17 protein-coding genes and 1 tRNA gene are annotated in these 17,145 nt (G+C 52.5%); 12 read left to right on the plus strand and 6 right to left on the minus strand.

What is annotated here, in order from left to right; all coding sequences use genetic code 11:
• Window positions 1-22: 22 nt before the first annotated feature.
• The 5 genes from J2I47_RS06370 (at window position 23) to bioB (ending at window position 5,328) form a co-directional block, all read left to right on the plus strand.
• The gene (locus tag J2I47_RS06370) at window positions 23-982 is read left to right on the plus strand and encodes an HNH endonuclease (RefSeq protein WP_207363705.1); all 960 of its coding nucleotides are present in this window, start codon (window positions 23-25) and stop codon (window positions 980-982) included.
• 96 nt (window positions 983-1,078) lie between these two features.
• Complete coding sequence (locus J2I47_RS06375) at window positions 1,079-2,467, plus strand: alkaline phosphatase family protein (RefSeq protein ID WP_207363706.1); 1,389 nt, start codon at window positions 1,079-1,081, stop codon at window positions 2,465-2,467.
• 130 nt (window positions 2,468-2,597) lie between these two features.
• Window positions 2,598-2,948 carry a gliding motility protein GldC gene (gene gldC / locus J2I47_RS06380; RefSeq protein ID WP_207363707.1) on the plus strand — a complete coding sequence of 117 codons (351 nt, stop codon included), beginning with the start codon at window positions 2,598-2,600 and terminating at the stop codon, window positions 2,946-2,948.
• 130 nt (window positions 2,949-3,078) lie between these two features.
• The gene (locus J2I47_RS06385; RefSeq protein WP_207363708.1) at window positions 3,079-4,269 is read left to right on the plus strand and encodes a thioredoxin family protein; all 1,191 of its coding nucleotides are present in this window, start codon (window positions 3,079-3,081) and stop codon (window positions 4,267-4,269) included.
• 105 nt (window positions 4,270-4,374) lie between these two features.
• Window positions 4,375-5,328, plus strand: a complete 954-nt coding sequence (gene bioB, locus J2I47_RS06390) for a biotin synthase BioB (RefSeq protein WP_207363709.1) — start codon at window positions 4,375-4,377, stop codon at window positions 5,326-5,328.
• 89 nt (window positions 5,329-5,417) lie between these two features.
• On the opposite strand, the gene J2I47_RS06395 is transcribed toward bioB, so the two are convergent.
• Together J2I47_RS06395 and J2I47_RS06400 are read right to left on the minus strand one after the other, a co-directional pair.
• Window positions 5,418-6,890 (minus strand): LptF/LptG family permease, encoded by a 1,473-nt coding sequence (locus J2I47_RS06395; RefSeq protein WP_207363710.1) that lies wholly within the window; start codon window positions 6,888-6,890, stop codon window positions 5,418-5,420.
• Window positions 6,891-7,035: 145 nt separating this feature from the next.
• Window positions 7,036-7,428 carry an START-like domain-containing protein gene (locus tag J2I47_RS06400; RefSeq protein WP_207363711.1) on the minus strand — a complete coding sequence of 131 codons (393 nt, stop codon included), beginning with the start codon at window positions 7,426-7,428 and terminating at the stop codon, window positions 7,036-7,038.
• Window positions 7,429-7,622: 194 nt separating this feature from the next.
• Between J2I47_RS06400 and J2I47_RS06405 the strand changes: the two genes are divergently transcribed.
• The 3 genes from J2I47_RS06405 to can all read left to right on the plus strand — a co-directional run bounded on the left by J2I47_RS06405 (window position 7,623) and on the right by can (window position 10,139).
• Window positions 7,623-7,696: transfer RNA gene (locus J2I47_RS06405), tRNA-Met, on the plus strand.
• Between the two features lie 210 nt (window positions 7,697-7,906).
• Complete coding sequence (locus tag J2I47_RS06410) at window positions 7,907-9,520, plus strand: SulP family inorganic anion transporter (RefSeq protein WP_207363712.1); 1,614 nt, start codon at window positions 7,907-7,909, stop codon at window positions 9,518-9,520.
• Window positions 9,486-10,139 carry a carbonate dehydratase gene (gene can / locus J2I47_RS06415; protein WP_207363713.1) on the plus strand — a complete coding sequence of 218 codons (654 nt, stop codon included), beginning with the start codon at window positions 9,486-9,488 and terminating at the stop codon, window positions 10,137-10,139. The genes J2I47_RS06410 and can overlap by 35 nt, the downstream gene beginning before the upstream one ends.
• Before the next feature lie 66 nt (window positions 10,140-10,205).
• Here can and holA read toward each other — a convergent pair whose 3' ends face one another.
• A complete protein-coding gene (gene holA, locus J2I47_RS06420; protein WP_207363714.1) occupies window positions 10,206-11,222 on the minus strand; it encodes a DNA polymerase III subunit delta in 1,017 nt (338 codons plus the stop codon).
• Between the two features lie 219 nt (window positions 11,223-11,441).
• Between holA and J2I47_RS06425 the strand changes: the two genes are divergently transcribed.
• From J2I47_RS06425 to J2I47_RS06435, 3 genes are all read left to right on the plus strand, one after another.
• Window positions 11,442-11,855 carry an Xre family toxin-antitoxin system antitoxin gene (locus J2I47_RS06425; RefSeq protein ID WP_207363715.1) on the plus strand — a complete coding sequence of 138 codons (414 nt, stop codon included), beginning with the start codon at window positions 11,442-11,444 and terminating at the stop codon, window positions 11,853-11,855.
• Window positions 11,856-12,039: 184 nt separating this feature from the next.
• Window positions 12,040-12,486 (plus strand): RES family NAD+ phosphorylase, encoded by a 447-nt coding sequence (locus J2I47_RS06430; protein ID WP_207363716.1) that lies wholly within the window; start codon window positions 12,040-12,042, stop codon window positions 12,484-12,486.
• Between the two features lie 45 nt (window positions 12,487-12,531).
• Window positions 12,532-13,299 carry a DUF6503 family protein gene (locus tag J2I47_RS06435; RefSeq protein WP_310587632.1) on the plus strand — a complete coding sequence of 256 codons (768 nt, stop codon included), beginning with the start codon at window positions 12,532-12,534 and terminating at the stop codon, window positions 13,297-13,299.
• Between the two features lie 3 nt (window positions 13,300-13,302).
• Here the strand turns inward: J2I47_RS06435 and J2I47_RS06440 are convergent, their stop codons facing one another.
• Both J2I47_RS06440 and J2I47_RS06445 read right to left on the minus strand, forming a co-directional pair.
• On the minus strand, window positions 13,303-13,899 hold the full coding sequence (locus J2I47_RS06440; RefSeq protein WP_207363717.1) for an acyl carrier protein phosphodiesterase: 597 nt from the start codon (window positions 13,897-13,899) through the stop codon (window positions 13,303-13,305).
• The gene (locus J2I47_RS06445) at window positions 13,896-14,438 is read right to left on the minus strand and encodes a deoxycytidylate deaminase (RefSeq protein ID WP_229374317.1); all 543 of its coding nucleotides are present in this window, start codon (window positions 14,436-14,438) and stop codon (window positions 13,896-13,898) included. Before J2I47_RS06445 ends, J2I47_RS06440 begins: the two co-directional genes overlap by 4 nt.
• A gap of 136 nt (window positions 14,439-14,574) precedes the next feature.
• On the opposite strand from J2I47_RS06445, the gene J2I47_RS06450 reads away from it, so the two are divergent.
• A complete protein-coding gene (locus J2I47_RS06450) occupies window positions 14,575-16,137 on the plus strand; it encodes a choice-of-anchor Q domain-containing protein (RefSeq protein WP_207363718.1) in 1,563 nt (520 codons plus the stop codon).
• A gap of 277 nt (window positions 16,138-16,414) precedes the next feature.
• Here the strand turns inward: J2I47_RS06450 and J2I47_RS06455 are convergent, their stop codons facing one another.
• Window positions 16,415-17,047, minus strand: a complete 633-nt coding sequence (locus J2I47_RS06455) for a 3-keto-disaccharide hydrolase (RefSeq protein ID WP_207363719.1) — start codon at window positions 17,045-17,047, stop codon at window positions 16,415-16,417.
• Window positions 17,048-17,145: the final 98 nt, after the last annotated feature.

Raw genomic sequence — 17,145 nt, forward strand, 5'->3', positions numbered from 1 at the left:
ATATCAAACTCAACGTTAGATTATGATTTGGTTAGAACTCAGAGCTCATGACGCAGCGTATAATCCTGGCTGGAATTCTCAAGAAAGTGCTTGGGCGCCTATACACAAAAAAAATGGTAGCTCATGGCCATTTTGGAATTTGTTAAGTAATGTAAGTAAGAACGATATAGTTTTTCATTTACAGACATTCAATAACGAAAAGAGGTTCATTGGGTATTCGACAGCATCAACAGATGGTTACATAACAAGTGATCTCCCCTCATATGAAAAGCATGATTGGGATTTCGTTGACTCATTCCACAAGGTTGAGTTGTCAGATTTTAAAGAATTAAAACCATACGTTCTTCTTTCGGATTTTTTTACAATAAACAATCAGTTATTAAGAGACTATTTCATAGAAAATAAATTGAATAAGGCAGAAAAAGTTAACTTATTTTATACTATCCAAAACAATCGCCTTCAATGCCTAAACGGAGCTTATTTCTCAGCTTTTAATACCCCTTTACCTTCAATGCTCCTGAATGAATACAAAACAAGCTTGCAAGAAAGTTTGACTATAGAATATTCTGATACAAGATCCGCTTTAAAAGAGCTGTATGTGCGGATTGGGCATCAAAAATTTTCAGATAACGTAAAGAGCAACTTCTCATATAAATGCTGTTTTCCAAATTGCGATGTAGAAGGCAAGGGATATCTTATTAGTGGTCATATTGACCGATGGTCTGATAATGAGTCAATGAGAGGTAAAACTGGAAATGGTCTGTGCTTGTGTCTAATGCATGACAAAGCATTCGAAAAAGGTGCTTTTACTTTAAACGAAAAATATCAGATTGTGATAATGAATAAAAACCTATCAGATCAAAAATGGCTAGAAGCATTCTTAAAGCGTGGAGAAAATCTTCCAATAAAGGCAAGGCACATCGATCCACTAATAGAAGCTCTCAGAAACCATTGGCGTAGAATTGGTTATGAAAAATACTGATTCTCTGCAAAGTATTCTAGGTCTGTAAATATCTTTCATTTCAATTATGAAAGTGAATAAAAACGGCTCATAACTATTGAAGCTATCCTCAACTCTATGAACAAAACCGTTGTCATTGATATTGTTGGCCTGAGTGCCAGTGTGCTTGGCGAGTGTACGCCGTTTTTGCAGCAGTACATTGCCAAGCGGCGGCTGACGTATGTGCGTCCTGTGCTGCCCGCCGTAACCACCACGGCGCAGAGTTGCTACGTGACGGGCAAGTGGCCCTCCGAACACGGCATTGTGGGCAATGGCTGGTATGACCGGCAGGACGCTGAAATTAAATTCTGGAAACAGTCGAACCGGCTGGTGGAGGCGGAAAAGATCTGGGAACGCGCCAAACGCGACGACCCGGGCTTCACCTGCTCCAAGATGTTCTGGTGGTATAACATGTACGCGGCGGTCGACTATTCCGTTACGCCCCGACCCCAATACCACGCCGATGGCTTGAAAATGCCCGACTGCTACAGCCACCCCGCCTCCCTCCGCGACGAGTTGCACGCCAAATTCGGCACCTTCCCGCTGTTTAGTTTCTGGGGGCCACAAACCAGCATCAAGTGCTCGCGCTGGATCGCCGACGCGTCGATGTACGTGGACGATAAGCACGACCCCACGCTGACGCTCATCTACCTCCCCCACCTGGATTACGGCCTGCAAAAGTTCGGCGTTGATTTCGCCAAAATCGGCGCTGATCTGCGGGAAATAGACGATCTGGTGGGTGAACTGGTCAAGTTTTACGAGCAAAAAGGGGCCGAGGTGATCCTGTTGTCGGAATACGGCATCAACACCGTGTCGCGACCCATCTACATCAACCGTGCCCTGCGCGAGGCGGGCCTGATCGCCGTGCGTACCGAGGTGGGCCGTGAACTGCTTGATGCGGGAGCCTCTGCCGCCTTCGCCGCGCCTGACCATCAGATTGCCCACGTCTACGTGAGCGACCCGGCCAACATCCCCAAGGTGAAGACCCTGATCGAAGCCCTCCCCGGCGTGGCCGAGGTGCTGGACGAGGCAGGTAAAAAAGCCCATCACCTCGACCATGAGCGGTCCGGCGACCTGGTGGCCGTGGCCAAGCCCGACAGTTGGTTTGCGTATTATTATTGGCTCGACGACGCCAAAAAGCCGGATTACGCCCAGCTTGTAGACATCCACCGCAAGCCCGGCTATGACCCCGTCGAGCTATTTATGGACCAAACCAACCCGCTGATTAAGGCCAAAGCGGGGTATAAACTGGCCCGTAAGTTGCTGGGTTTCCGGTATTTGATGAACGTGATCTCGCTGGACGCTACGCTCGTAAAAGGTTCGCACGGCGGAGTGAACATCGGCAAGGAGTATTACCCCGTGCTCATCACCGACCAACCCACTCCCCAACCCGAAATCGACGCTATCGACGTGTACGACGTAATCTGGCAAACCCTGACCAAGCCGGTTTTGGCCCCGAATGCTTAATTTTGGGGAAAAATGAGTTCAATGTCTAAGGTTTAAGGTCTAAAGTTGCTTCGCCCCAGAGACTGCTGTGCGCGAAGCAACTTTAGACCTTAAACCTTAAACCTTAGACATTGAACTACTCCCCCCAAGAATGCGCCAATCAGAAATCAACTTCACTGTCGAATTAGACAACCAGAACGTACCCGATAAAATCTATTGGGACGCCACCGAGAACCCCAACGAAGGCCTCAACGACACCAAGGGCGTGTCTATTGCCGTTTGGGATCACTACCACCGCAACACCCTCAAAATCGATCTGTGGACGAAAGACATGGAAGTAGGCGACATGAAGCGCTTCATGATCGAGATCATGGGCGGCATTGCCAACACCGTCCGCACCGCCACCGGCGACGCCGCCATGGCCGACGATATCGACAACCTGTGCCGTAGCTTAAGCAAGCGCGTGGAAGAAGAATTCCGCGCTGAGAATCAGAAGAAATAGACATTGGATGTTGTTTTTTTGTCATCCCGACGCCAGGAGGGATCTAGTTTCCTACAAGCGTATTGTGCAACAGGAAACTAGATCCCTCCTGGCGTCGGGATGACAAAAAAACCATCCACCCTCCTCCCCCATGCGTAACTCCATCCTCATCCTATTAACCTGCTTCACTACCCTGTCTGCCGTAGCGCAGAAGGGCATCTCGTTCGTGCAGGCACCCATCGCTTCAGTGTTCAAAACGGCGCAGGCGGCCCGCAAACCCGTTTTTGTGGAGATCTATTCGCCCTCGTGCCACGTCTGCCAGAGCTTTATGCCCACCCTGGCCGACAGCCGCGTAGGCAAGTCGTACAACAGTAAGTTTATCAACACCCGCCTCGACGTTGATCAGCCCGCTACCCGCGCTTTTTTGCAGTCGAAGAAATATTACATCCCCTCGCTGCCCCTGTTCCTGTATTTCAGCCCGGAGGGCGAGCTGATTCACTTCGCCATGAGCCAAAACTCGACCGACGAAGTGATCCGCCACGGCAACAACGCCACCACACCCGCCGCCCGGTCGGCCAACTGGAAACAACGGTATGCCGCCGGCGATAAGTCGCCCAATTTCCTGATCGACCTGGGCATGTACAGCCGCGTTACCGGCGACACCGTCACGAACATGGCTGCGATGGATGACTATGCGAAGCAGCAACCCGCCAACACGCACAGCAATAACACGAACTGGCTGGTGCTGCAAAAGATCATCCTCGACATGGATAACCCGCTGGCCAGGAGCCTGGTGAGTAACATCGGCATCTTCAAACAGCAGTATGGGCAAACTGCCGTGAACGTGGCCGAAAATATCCTGATGTCGTCGTTGTACAGCAGTCGGGGGCTGAAATTTTCGCCCGCGCAGATCAAGCAGGTGTATGAGGGGCTGGTGCGCATTGGCATCGATCCGAACCTGGCGGGGTCGCGTACGTTGCTGCCGGAGGTAAACGCGTATTTCAAGCTGAAACAGGGTCAGCGCGCCGCCGAACGCATGGACAGCCACGTAGCCACCCACTCGCTGGTGCCCGCCGAATATCTCTACGTAGCCAAACTCTTCAACCGGAGCAGCCCAGACCCGTCTGACGTGCCATACCTGACGAAGTGGATTAACAAGGCCCTTTCGCTCAAAACAACACCTGGTGAACAGGCCGACCTCTACTACGAGCAGGCCGACGCTTTCCGCCGCGCCGGCCGCACCGCCGACGCCCGCAAAGCCGCCAACCGCGCCCTCGAACTAGCCCAGGCTGGCCACATCGACACAAAACGTAACGTTAAGCAAATCAGCGAATTAAAATAAGTCTTCTGTTTACTGTCTTCTGTTTTCTGTTGGCTTACGCAAGATTAATATGCTAGCGTAAGCCAACAGAAAACAGAAGACAGTAAACAGAAAACTGCCTTATATATGCGCACCAACTGGACCCGCGACGAGGTATCGGCTATTTACAACAGCCCCGTTTTAGACCTTATTTATCAGGCCGCCACCGTTCACCGGCAGCACCACGACCCGCAGGAAGTGCAGGTCTGCACGCTGCTCTCGGTCAAGACGGGTGGCTGTCCCGAAGACTGCGCTTACTGCCCGCAGGCGGCACGATACCACACTGCCGTGAAGACGCAGAAACTGCTGGAAGTCGATGAAGTGCTGGAGGCAGCCAGCCGGGCAAAATCAACAGGTAGCAGCCGGTTTTGTATGGGCGCCGCCTGGCGCGAAGTGCGCGATAACCGCGACTTCGACAAAGTGCTCGACATGGTTCGGGGTGTCAATGCTATGGGCCTGGAAGTGTGCTGCACGCTGGGTATGCTTACCGACAGTCAGGCCGAGAAGCTGAAAGATGCTGGCCTCTACGCCTACAACCACAACCTCGACACCAGCGAAGAATTTTACGGCGACATCATCACTACCCGCACCTACGGCGACCGACTCGACACGCTGGAGCACGTTCGCCATGCGGGCATCTCGGTCTGTTCGGGGGGTATTATCGGCATGGGCGAATCGCACAACGACCGGATCGGGATGCTCCTGACACTGGCCACGCTGCCTCAACACCCTGAATCGGTGCCGGTTAACGCGCTGGTGCACGTAGAAGGCACACCACTGGACCAGCAGGAGCGGGTATCTGTCTGGGAAATGGTGCGGATGATTGCCACCGCCCGGATTCTGATGCCCGCCGCCATGGTGCGCCTCTCGGCGGGGCGGGTACGAATGTCGGTAGAAGAGCAGGCGTTGTGTTTTCTGGCCGGAGCCAACTCCATCTTCGCCGGCGACAAGCTCCTTACCACCCCCAACCCCGATACAGACGCCGATTTGCAGCTATTTCAAACCCTGAATATCCGGCCGAGGGAGGCGTTCAAGATTTAAAGTTTAAGGTTTAAAGTCTAAGGTCTAAAGTTGCTTCGCGTACTACCCACTTCGTGCGCGAAGCAACTTTAGACCTTAGACTTTAAACCTTAAACTTTAAATCTTGAACTCACTTTCCCCTTCAACCGGTTCCAGGCGATCAGGTAGGCGTCTTTGTCGAACACGCGGGAGTCGAGGCGGGCCTGGCGGAGCAGGTATAGGCCCACGGGCAGGAGTACGGCATTAGCCAGCCACGCCCCCATTGGTACGGGCCACGCGCCATCTTTGGCGAACTTGTCGCCCAGCAGCGTGAGCACATACAGGACAATAAAGAAAATGATGGAGACGAGCACGGGCAAACCAAAACCACCTTTGCGAATGATGGCTCCGAGCGGCGCACCGATCAAAAACATGATAAACACCGAGATAGCCTGCGTGAATTTGTGGTGGCTCTCCAGGTCATACTGGTACGAGCTTTTTTCTTTCTCGGCCAGGTATGTGATATTTGACTGGGCATAGGAAAGCATATTTTGCGCCTGCGTCTGGGCCTGCTGATCTACTTCAATGGGGTTCGACGTGCGTAGCGGGCGGGCCAGCAGGCTGTCTACCCAGGGACCATCTTTGACCCGTTTGGATTTCACCACTTCGTCAGACCGGAACTGATATGTATAGTAGTTACGTGACGAACTGGCCACACTCAGACTGGCCCGTTTGGCATCGCGTTGCAGCGAGTCGGTGATGGTGGTCAGTTCCGAGAGCGTTTTCATGTAGGGGTGATATTCAAACTGCTGTTCATCGGTGCGGTGCAACCCGAACGACTCCATGCTAATCACCAGCTTGTAATGTTTAAACGCGTTGCGCATAAACTGCGACGGCTTGGCTGATACGCCAGCACCAAACGACGCCGACCGGTTATCGCTGTATTCCTGGTAGTCATTGCCATCATTTAGCTCAAACACCAGGTATGACCGGCTGGGGTCGGTGTACATCTTGCCCGATTTGGCCAGTATGATTTCGCGGTTGCCCGTTTCAACACCCGACGTGCTGTGTTTGTAGATCACCAGCCCGTTCAGCCCTACCCCGTCTTTGTCTTTGCTGTCAACCTTGATACTATAGCCCGGCAGGTCGTTATAGAAAATGCCTTCCTTCAGATTCAGCGTCGCCTTCGCCGATTTTACGTCGTAAAGCAGACTAAAGGCTTTCAGGTTGGCCCAGGGCGATACGTGGTTGTTGAACCAGAACGAGAAAAATGCGAAGCCCACGGCCAGCAGAATGAGCGGGCGCAGTACCCGTGTGAGCGAGATACCGGCGCTCTTCATGGCCGTTAACTCAAAATACTCGCCGAGGTTGCCAAACGTCATCAACGACGAGAGCAATACAGCCAGCGGAAGGGCGGTAGGAATAGTAAGCACGGCGAAGAAATACAGCAGCCGCGCGATGGTGACGAAGCCAATATCTTTCGAGACGAACTCTTCGATATACAGCATCAGCAGGCGCATCATGAAAATAAAGATGACGATGGCCAGCGTAAGAAAGAAGGGGCCGAAGAACGACTTCAGCACCAGTTTATCAATTTTTTTCACCTAAATGAATGAACAGCGCGTCCGTTATAACCGACCAATGCGTACCTCATTCATTAACGCGCGGCCCATTGAGCATTGTTCATTAATCAGTTGCAGTTATGCATTTTTAACGATCATCTGGCTGATAACTACTGATCTCAGGTACTCACGATCCAACAATCTCTTTAAGCTTGTGAATCATTCCGTCCCACATATCCTGAAGATCGTCTTCATCGGTATTGGTTGAATAGTCGGTGATTTTCAGGTAGGTAGCCTGCGTTAACTCACTCACGTCGAGCCGAAAATCGACATAGTTACCGTCGTGGCCATTGTCGCCGGTGTTCAAAAAATCGAACCGTACGCTTTTGTTCTGGCGCAGTGCTGTTTGGCGGGCCACGTGGCTTTCATCATCCCAAATGAAATCGTATTTGTGGTCGGGCATCGTATTGACCTTGGCGGCAAACCACTGCGACAGCCCCGAGGCCGAACTGATGTATGGGAAGAGTACTTTAGGCGAAGCCCGCAGTTCATATTCGGTAGTAAACTTAAATTTCTCCATGATGGGGAGCGGCAAAAACTCGTGAACACTAAGCTGTTTGTACTTCCTTTGGCCTCAGCCAATTACGGTTAAGCGGCCCAAAAACAAGGCTGACCGAGGAGGAAGGTTTTAGCAAGGTAACAGAAAAAAGGTACCAAAAACAAGGTGGCTTCCTTGACCAAACAAATTAAAGCCGTACTTTTGCAGAACGATACGGCGGGGTAGCTCAGATGGTTAGAGCGTAGGATTCATAACCCTAAGGTCGGCAGTTCGATCCTGCTCCCCGCTACAACGATTACTTGGTCAGTCAACAAACAAAAACCGCTCCACAAAGGCGGTTTTTGGCGTTTTAGGGCCTTTTCGTAGCTAGAAAGCATGGGCTATCTGTAAATAGTAGATGAATGTGAAACCATTTGTTTTAATCTGGTTTTAATATGCTTGTCCGGTGCGTAGCTTTTTAGCAGTCGTATGCCAGACAGGCGTAGACCAAGACACATTCATGAAACTATCTGGCCCACTGGCAACTTTAAGCCAATACCATCCGCGTAACCTCCAGCACGATGTACCGGCAGGGATATCTGTTTTTTTGGTGGCGTTGCCACTTTGTCTCGGCGTAGCGCTGGCATCGGGCGCACCGCTATTTTCAGGGCTCGTTGCAGGCATCATTGGTGGTCTGGTAGTGGGCGGTTTGTCAGGATCAGAGCTCAGTGTGAGCGGTCCGGCGGCGGGTCTGGCCGTAATCGTGGCAGAGTCTATCGGTGATCTGGGTTCGTTTGAGGCCTTTCTAACAGCGGTAATTCTGGCGGGTGTATTTCAGCTTGGTTTGGGGTTGATCAAAGCCGGGCGGTTCAGCAGCCTCTTCCCCGATAGTGTGATTAAAGGCATGCTGGTGGGCATTGGTATCGTGATCGTGCTTAAGCAAATACCCCACGCGCTGGGCCGCGACAATGATTACGAAGGCGAATATGAATTCAGTCAGCTTGCTGATGGTGAAAACACGGTTTCCGAAATATACAGGGCCATTGTAACTGCCAGTCCGGGAGCAGTACTCATCAGCATTATCTCGCTAATCCTTCTGATCTCCTGGGAACGCGCTGCCGGGCGGGGCATCAATTTCTTCAAAAATTTACCCGCTGCTCTGTTGGTGGTTGTCCTGGGAGTGGGCATCAACCAGCTTTTCCGACTGTATTATCCCGACTGGTACCTGGGCGACAATAATGAGCATATGGTACGCATTCCGGTGTTTAAAGCCGGCCAAAACGTGTCGGCTATTTTTGATTTTCCTGATTTCAGCGCCCTGAAAAACCCGCGCGTTTATGTTGTTGCGGCCACAGTAGCCCTGGTAGCCAGCCTGGAGACCCTGCTCAACCTGGAAGCCTCGGACCGCCTCGACCCACTCAGACGGCAGTCGTCGCCCGATCAGGAACTGGTAGCGCAGGGCCTGGGCAACATCGTGTCGGGACTACTGGGCGGACTGCCCATTACGTCGGTGGTGGTGCGCACGTCGGCCAATATTTTTGGCGGGGGCAAAACGCGGGTGTCTACCATGTTGCATGGCTTGTTGTTGCTTATCGCGGTGGCCTTGCTGGGGTCGGTGCTGAACCATATTCCGCTGGCCTGTCTGGCGGCATTGCTCATTGTGGTGGGCTATAAATTGGCCAAACCGAGTTTATTTGTGCGCATCTACCGCGACGGGCCGAATCAATTTGTCCCTTTTATCCTGACTGTCATCGGCATTGTCTTCACCGACTTGCTGGTTGGTATTCTCATGGGCACTGTCATTGGCGTTGTCTATGTTGTTTACACCAACTCGCAGGCCACGTTTCGGGTCATTCGCGACAAGAACAAGGTGCTGATCAAGCTTCAGAAAGACATGTATTTTCTGAGTAAGCCTCGCCTGAAAGAGGCTTTGCGCAATCTGAAACGCGGCGATTCAGTGTACATTGACGGACAGCACGCCATGTTCATCGACCATGACATCGTCAACATGCTGACCGATTTTGGTGCCACAGCCCGCGCGCAGGGCATTGATTACGAACTAAATGAGATTTCCTTAAAAAAACGCAATACCCAACAACATGCAACCCTACGAGAAGCTATTACTGAAGAATAAGGCCTGGGCACAGGATCAGCTTGAACTGGATGAGACCTTCTTCGACACGCTGGCGTCAGGTCAGAAACCCAAATTTTTATGGATTGGCTGCGCCGACAGCCGCGTACCTGCCGAGAGCATCACGGGCGCGCAACCCGGCGAGATTTTCGTACACCGCAACGTGGCTAACCTGGTCATTCACACCGACATGAACCTGCTGAGTGTGTTGCAATACGCCGTGGAAGTGCTGAAGGTAGAACACGTTATCGTGTGTGGTCATTATGGCTGTGGGGGCGTGAAAGCATCTATGACCCACCAGGACCTGGGCTTGATTAACAAATGGTTACGCAATATAAAAGATGTTTATGCCCTGCATGAAGCAGAGATTGCAGCCATTGACGATGAAACCAGTCGTGTTGACCGGCTGGTGGAATTAAACGTGTTGGCGCAGGTGCAAAACCTGGTGAAGACGTCCATCATCCAGTCGGCCTGGCATTTTGAGCAGCGCCCCACGGTGCACGGATGGGTGTTTGGTCTGGGCACCGGCCTGCTTACCGAACTGGTCAAATACGACCACACCCACGAGGTAGAACCCATCTTCCGCTACGACTTTTCGCACGGCACCGTCCGGCACCGGTAGGGCTTGTCGTAAACCTTATAGGTTTGGAAACCGCAGCGGCGGACGGCCTGTAGGGTTTGCATTGTCTCAGTGCAAAATGGCAAACACCAGTTCCTTCAGGATATCGTCTTCAGATAAAGTAGCCGTGTCGATGCCTTTGGCCTGGGCGTCGGCGCGGCGGATGGCGTGGATGATGTCGGCCACCTTCACCAACGGAAACGTGCGGGCGGCGGAGAGGTAGTCTTTCACAAAAAACGGGTTCACGCCCAGCACCGGGGCCAGTCCGCGTTCGCTTTGGTCTTTGCTGGCCTGCACCAACAGCACTTTGCTGAAATACTGAAACAACTGCGCCAGAATCACCACCAGGGGGTTGTCTTTGGCGTTTTGCCCGAAATAATCGACAATGCGATTGGCTTTCAGCACGTCGCGCTGGGTGATGGCTTTTTGCAGTTCGAAGACGTTGTATTCCTTGCTGATACCCACAAACCGCTCGACGGTAGTGGCCGAAATTTCTTCGTCGACGCGCAGGTTGAGCAGGATCTTGTCTACCTCACCCGCCATGCGTTTCAGGTCATTGCCAATGGCATCAACCAGCATCTGGCAGGCTTTGGGGCTGATTTTGGTACCCCGCCCCCGACAGTAGTCTCCCACCCAATCGACGAGCTTACTGTCGTACATTTTTTTGGCATTCACCAGCACACCCTTGCTGCTGAAGGCCTTTACCCAGGCTTTGCGCTCGTCGAGGGGTTCGTTGTGGAAGATGGCCAGCACCGTGCTACCCAGGGGCTCCATGGCATAGCCTTCCAGCAGTTGCTGTCCCGATTTGTCTTTAATACCGCCGATCTGCTGTGCCTCTTTCACCAGTACCAGCTGCCGTTCGGCCATGAACGGATAGCGCCGGGCGTAGTTGAGCACCGCCCCCACGTCGGCATCTTTTCCGAACAGCACAAACTGATTGAACCCCCGCTCGGCTACGGGCACAACCACTTTTTCCAGTTCATCGGCAATGCGGTCAAGGTAATAAGGCTCATCGCCGTGGATGAGATAAACGGGCGCAATTCGCTTGTTGCGAATATCTTTCAGGACGGAATCGACGGCAGACAAATGATTTACGAATTACGAGGTACGATTTACGAATTTTGCTGACGCCAGTGGGCTAAAGCGAGCGTATTCTTGCGACAGCCCACTAGCGTCAGCAAAATTCGTAAATCGCACCTCGTAATTCGTAAATCATTTGCCTACCTCGTGAATCATTTGTCTTTTTTTTTGGGACAAACTTCTCTAGGTTTGTGTTGTCAGGACAACACTCAGTCAATCAGCACGATGCGTAAATCAGTTTTCGGGCGGTATGAACCGCTTATCCGCGATAAAATATCTATCGTTTTGTCGTCGCGCCGGGGGGTCGACGCCGTGCTGTTTTTCGACCTGGCCGAACTCTCCGGCTACAAGCGGGAAGAGATCGCGCCTCTGTTCGACACGTCGCTGAAGACGCTGCTCCGCTACAAAGAAACCAAGCGCAAGCTCAGCCCCACCACGGGCGAACTGGCCCTGAAAATGCTGGCTCTTTTCCAGCACGGCGAAGCCATTTTCGGCAGCATCGCCGAGTTTAGAAGCTGGCTCGATGCCCCCGCCTATGGCCTTGGTAATCAACGCCCTTTTGAGCTGATGCAAACGTCGGGCGGTATTGATCTGATCGACGATGAGCTGACGCGAATTGAATTTGGCGCGCTGGCGTAAAAACGGTTTACTGTCTTCGGTTGCTTCGCACTTTGGCGTAACCCCCCGCCCTGAAGGGTGCCCGCTGGCGCATTAATAAAAAGCCGAAGGCCTAATTCGTGCGCCAGCGGGCACCCTTCAGGGCGGGGGGTCACGCCGAAGCGCGAAGCAACCGAAGACAGCAAACTCTAAACTGAAAACTCTTTTGGAGGTATACCGCATTACGCTGGCCAAATGGGCCGACAGCCTGGTGGCATCGGGCCGGGCAGCGCGCTGGAATTCGGCCGACCGGTTTGTGATCTACACCGCTGCCTCGCGGGCACTGGCCTGCCTCGAAAACGTGGTGCACCGTACCGGACGGGGTTTGCAAGCCGATTTCCGAACGATCTGCATCGACATTCCCGACACCTTGCCCATCGAGACCATTGCGCTGGACACCCTCCCCCCCGACTGGAGCGACTTTGAGCAATATACCCACTGCCAACGTCTGGGCGACGCCTGGCTGGTGGGCCGAAAATCGGCCATTTTACAGGTGCCATCGGCCATTGTTCCCGCCGAACACAACTACCTGCTGAACCCCCAACACCCTGATTTTGCCTACATTCAGATCAGTCAGGTCGAGCCGTTCCAGTTCGACAGCCGGATCAAATAAGGCTGCTGACATCCATCCAACGTCCGCTTTCAGGCGGAGTCCTTCGTGAAAAGATTCCTAACACACCTGCCGACTGGGTTAGCCAGCCCCTTTCCCATGATTGGGCTGTTTCTCCTGCTGACTGTAGCCTGCCAGTCTGGCAAGAACGCGCAAACGCTAATTGACCAGGCAATTACTGCGCACGGTGGCGATGCCTGGCAGGGTAAGCAGATTGAATTCGACTTCCGCAATTTCCACCTGGTGTTACTCCAGCAGGGCGGGCAGTTCCGCTACGAACGAACCCACCCCGACTCAACGGGCACGATCATCCGGGAGGTGCTGACAAATGATGGGCTGACGCGCTCGCTAAATGGTCAGCCGCAGGTGTTGGATACGGCCCAGGCAGGTAAATACAGCCGGGCTGTGAACTCGGTGGCTTATTTTGTGCTGCTCCCATTTAAACTCCGCGACCCCGCCGTACTAGCCGACTACGTTGGTGAAGCCACCGTCGATGGGCAGTTGTATGATAAGGTTCGGGTACGCTTCCGGGCAGAAGGTGGCGGTAAAGACCATGGCGATGTCTTCTGCTACTGGTTCAACCAGAAAACACACACCATGGATTATCTGGCCTACAGCGAGGGAGGGCCCCGTTTCCGCAAGGCAATGAACCCGCAGGTGGTGGGCGGCATCCGTTTTCAGGACTACATCAACTACAAAGGCAACCCCGCCGATACCACCGCCTCCATTCGTTACGACCAGCAATACATGGCCAAACAGCTTACCGAACTGTCGCGTATCGAGAACAAAAACATTCGGGTGTTGCCGATCAAGTAATCGTCACGCCAGCGCTACCGTAACCTGCCGGATGTGGGCAACGAGTTGTGGCCAGAAACGCAGGAAATGCAGGTTGATTTGGGCGTAATACAAGACCAGGTCGTCAACGGCCGTGTCGAGGCCAGAGGCAAATTGGGTACGTCGGGCAAGGCCCTTGAGCGCCCGGTCGATGCCCGTGGTCGACTGGTAATGCCGGAGCCAGTCCTGCTCCATCATGTAGTGGGCCATGCGGGCAGCGCGGGGGGGCAGTCGGTCGGCGCGGGTTTGGAGCGTGTGGTACGCAAAGCGCACGAATTCGTCCAGTTCGTTGCCCGTCACCTCCGGGAACTGAGTAGCCAGAAAATGATCAAAAAACACGTCTACGGCCACGCCAGCATACTTATGGCAGCGCGGATGCAGCAGTGTGCGCACGGCCTGCACCTCTATGTGGCTATCCGTAAACGCATCGATGGCCCGGTGAATACGCACGCCCCGCAGTTCGTCGGGGAGCAGGCTGTGGCGCGGGTTGGCGGGGTCACCTTTGATAAAGTCACCAATAAAATTGCCAACCAGGTAGCCCTCGTTGCGGTCCGATAGCCAGGCGTGTGCCAGTAGGTTCATACGGACCGGGCGGATGCAAGAGGGGCCTGATCCTGCAGCAAAAAGCCCGACGTGGGTACGTATTGCTCTACATTGACGCCAAATTTCCGGAGAAAATCGACGCCTTCATCGCTGCCGATGCCCTTGTATTCGGCGTAGGAATGCAGGTACACCACCCGCTGAATTTTCATGCTGTAGATGATGCGGGCGCAGGCAATGCAGGGCGACAGCGTGACGTAGATCGTGGCCTCTTCAATAGCCGAGCCGTTTTTGGCGGCATACAGGATGGCGTTTTGTTCGGCGTGTAGGGCCAGCGAACACGACCCCTTCGAATCGCGGGGGCAACCAACTCCGGGAAATTCTTCGTCGCAGTTGTGCGTCTCGGCGGGCGGGCCATTATAGCCGATGGAGATAATGCGGGTGTCTTTGGTGAGCACCGCCCCCACCTGCGCCTTAATGCAGTGCGACCGTTTGGCCAGGTTCACGGCCAATTCCATAAAAATATCGTCGAAACGGGGCTTCATGGGTTTGGGGGCTACGGTGGTGTTGGGAATGGGCATTTGTAAAGATAAAACGAAGCAGACGGGGTTGAAAATTGTAGTCGAACAGTTAAGGGGTGCTGCGTGAGTTTGTCTGACGAAGGAAGACCGAGAAGCCACAATAAGTCAACGCGCCTTGCATGATTATTGCTCTGCTATGGTATTAGATCCACAACCGCTCATGCGCTTTTGCCACCTGCTCGTCGTTTTCTTTTCCAGTCTCACGTTCGCCTTTTCACAGCCCATTATCCGGGTCACGCCTTCCGGCGCGGGTGATCATTCGGGCAGTTCGTGGGCCAATGCGTTACCGGGTACAGCGCTGGCAGGCAGCATAGCTACCGCCACTACCGGCACACAATTCTGGATAGGAGCCGGCGTTTATAAACCCACGACCACAACAGACCGAACTGCCTCGTTCAGTATTGCATCAGGCGTATCGGTATATGGCGGCTTTTGGGGGACAGAAACAACGTTTGATGAACGAACACCTTACGCAGACCTCGCTACCTTATCAGGCGACATAGGCGTGGTGGGGTATTCGGGCGATAACAGCACCCATGTTGTCAGCGTAATCAATTCAGCACAATTAATTACACTTGATAGGCTAACTATTTACGGTGGTCATAGAGCACCCTATGATTACAGCAGTTCAGGAGCCGGCCTGTATATTGAGTCTGGCAGAAACGCCTTATCTATATTTATAAATAATTGCCGATTTGTCGACAATAATATTGAAGGTTCATTAGTTGGTGGCGGCGCCATAGGAGCTATAACAAAAAATAATAGTCAATCTACTATTCGCATTAGGGGTTCTTACTTCGCAACTAATAGTGCTGAATCTGGTGGCGCTTTTGCATCAGTAACACAAAGTGGCTCTGCCAAAATTAACCTAGATGAATGCCTTTTTTCAGACAATAGCGCCACGTATGGCGGTGCCGTTTATGTTGATCCTGGCAGTGACCTGTTGGATTCGCTAACGATTAATAACTGTCAATTCCTATCAAATAAAGCTACTATCTTGGGCGGTGCAATCAGTACGGCATCAAATCAGTGTAGAATTGAGTATTCACTGTTCAGGTATAATTCAGCTGGTGGTGATGGTGGAGCCATAAACGCAAGCATGTCTCATTCAACCTACAACAACTGCCTGTTTGCTAACAACATAGCGGCAAGAGGCGGTGTTATCTACAGTAAATCGGGCGATAAAGAAACCAGCCTTCTTTTTACGAATTGTAATTTGGTTAGCAATTCAGCTTATATATCAGGTGGTGCTTTTTATAATTTAATGACTGACGAAAATATAATGTATGCGAACATGCTCAGAACAAATCATACACTATTGAAAAATTGTATCGTCTGGAATAACACTGCCCCCGATTCGCCCATGTTCAAAAAACAAACTATACATTTATCGGTGGGTGCAGATATAAGTAATTATTTCTACGCTAATTATTCAGATTTGCAAGAGTTGACTACGTTAACAATGCAGGGTACTGGTAATATGATTTCTGACCCTTCTTTCATTAACCCTGCCAGCGGTAATTATCGGCTACTCGCTAACAGCCCGGCGATCAATACCGGCGACCCAAACACACTAGATCTGCTCCCTACTGACCTCGCCGGGCAACCACGCGTTCAGAACGGGCGGGTGGATATGGGCGCGTATGAGTCGACCTGCCTGCCAGCGCCTTGTGTCCCGATCTCGGCGGTACGGAAGTAACCCCATCGGGGTTGCATAGCGGAGCGTCGGTAGAATTTGCACCGGTTTTCGCCTGCCTGCGTGCCGTAGGTACGCCACAACATAGATGGGGTGGTGGCGTACCTACGGCACGCAGAAAACGATCACGCCATTTTTTCTACCGACGCTGCGCTGTGGAACCCCGATGGGGTTACACGTGTCCTGAACTAGCACCAAAAAGCCCGCCAAATCGATGTTTGGCGGGCTTTTTCAATGCCACTTGCTTACGGCGGAGTGGCACTCCGCCAAACAGTTCTTCTTAATCAGGCAGGATGCGGATCATGATGTCTTTGTAGAGGACTTTGCTTTTGGGGTCGTGGCCTTGCAGGGCTACCGTGCCCCGGCTCAGGCGGCGTTTGATGGTACTGTTAGTCAGGCTGTCGGGTTCGGTATAGGTGTTGATTACCTTATCGTTGATCTTTACCGTCACCTGTTTGCCCTGCACCGTAATATCTTCGGTGTACCATTCGTCGTCTTTGACAAACGTTTCTTTCACGTCCTGCACACCATAGACGCTACCCGTTTTGCGCCAGTCGGTATGGGACTGGTTCACCTGGATTTCGTAACCCTGCGCGGGCCAGCCACCCTCCTGAAATGCAGTATGAATAAACATGCCGGAGTTGGAGCCGGGCATGGTTTTTACCTGCGCTTTCCACTCAAAATTCTTGAACGAATGGTTGCCCACGGGACCTTCGTAGAACAAATGCGCGGTAGGTCCGGCCACCACAATAGCCCCGTCCTGCACGCTGAACGTGTCGGCGTTTTTACCCACTTTCCAGCCATTTAACGTCTTACCGTCGAAGAGGCTCATCCATTCGCCGGGGGCCTGACTATACATAAAGCCGGAACAAGCCAACAGGCAGGCAATACTGAGTGTGATTGTCGTTTTCATAAAGTTTAGTCTGGACTTTGTGCCACACGTGCTATAAAGACAAATGGACGATTACCTACCCTAGCCGCCAAGGCCATGTCTTTACGCACAGACGCTCG

It is taken from the genome of Fibrella rubiginis, assembly GCF_017353185.1.
In the GTDB taxonomy this organism is placed as follows: Bacteria; Bacteroidota; Bacteroidia; order Cytophagales; family Spirosomataceae; genus Fibrella; species Fibrella rubiginis.

Coding starts and splice junctions, on each gene's coding strand:
- J2I47_RS06370 (WP_207363705.1), top strand. CDS start 23: ATGATTTGGTTAGAACTCAGAGCTCATGACGCAGCGTATAATCCTGGC.
- J2I47_RS06375 (WP_207363706.1), top strand. CDS start 1,079: ATGAACAAAACCGTTGTCATTGATATTGTTGGCCTGAGTGCCAGTGTG.
- gldC (WP_207363707.1), top strand. CDS start 2,598: ATGCGCCAATCAGAAATCAACTTCACTGTCGAATTAGACAACCAGAAC.
- J2I47_RS06385 (WP_207363708.1), top strand. CDS start 3,079: ATGCGTAACTCCATCCTCATCCTATTAACCTGCTTCACTACCCTGTCT.
- bioB (WP_207363709.1), top strand. CDS start 4,375: ATGCGCACCAACTGGACCCGCGACGAGGTATCGGCTATTTACAACAGC.
- J2I47_RS06400 (WP_207363711.1), bottom strand. CDS start 7,428: ATGGAGAAATTTAAGTTTACTACCGAATATGAACTGCGGGCTTCGCCT.
- J2I47_RS06410 (WP_207363712.1), top strand. CDS start 7,907: ATGAAACTATCTGGCCCACTGGCAACTTTAAGCCAATACCATCCGCGT.
- can (WP_207363713.1), top strand. CDS start 9,486: ATGCAACCCTACGAGAAGCTATTACTGAAGAATAAGGCCTGGGCACAG.
- J2I47_RS06425 (WP_207363715.1), top strand. CDS start 11,442: ATGCGTAAATCAGTTTTCGGGCGGTATGAACCGCTTATCCGCGATAAA.
- J2I47_RS06440 (WP_207363717.1), bottom strand. CDS start 13,899: ATGAACCTACTGGCACACGCCTGGCTATCGGACCGCAACGAGGGCTAC.
- J2I47_RS06445 (WP_229374317.1), bottom strand. CDS start 14,438: ATGCCCATTCCCAACACCACCGTAGCCCCCAAACCCATGAAGCCCCGT.
- J2I47_RS06450 (WP_207363718.1), top strand. CDS start 14,575: ATGGTATTAGATCCACAACCGCTCATGCGCTTTTGCCACCTGCTCGTC.
- J2I47_RS06455 (WP_207363719.1), bottom strand. CDS start 17,047: ATGAAAACGACAATCACACTCAGTATTGCCTGCCTGTTGGCTTGTTCC.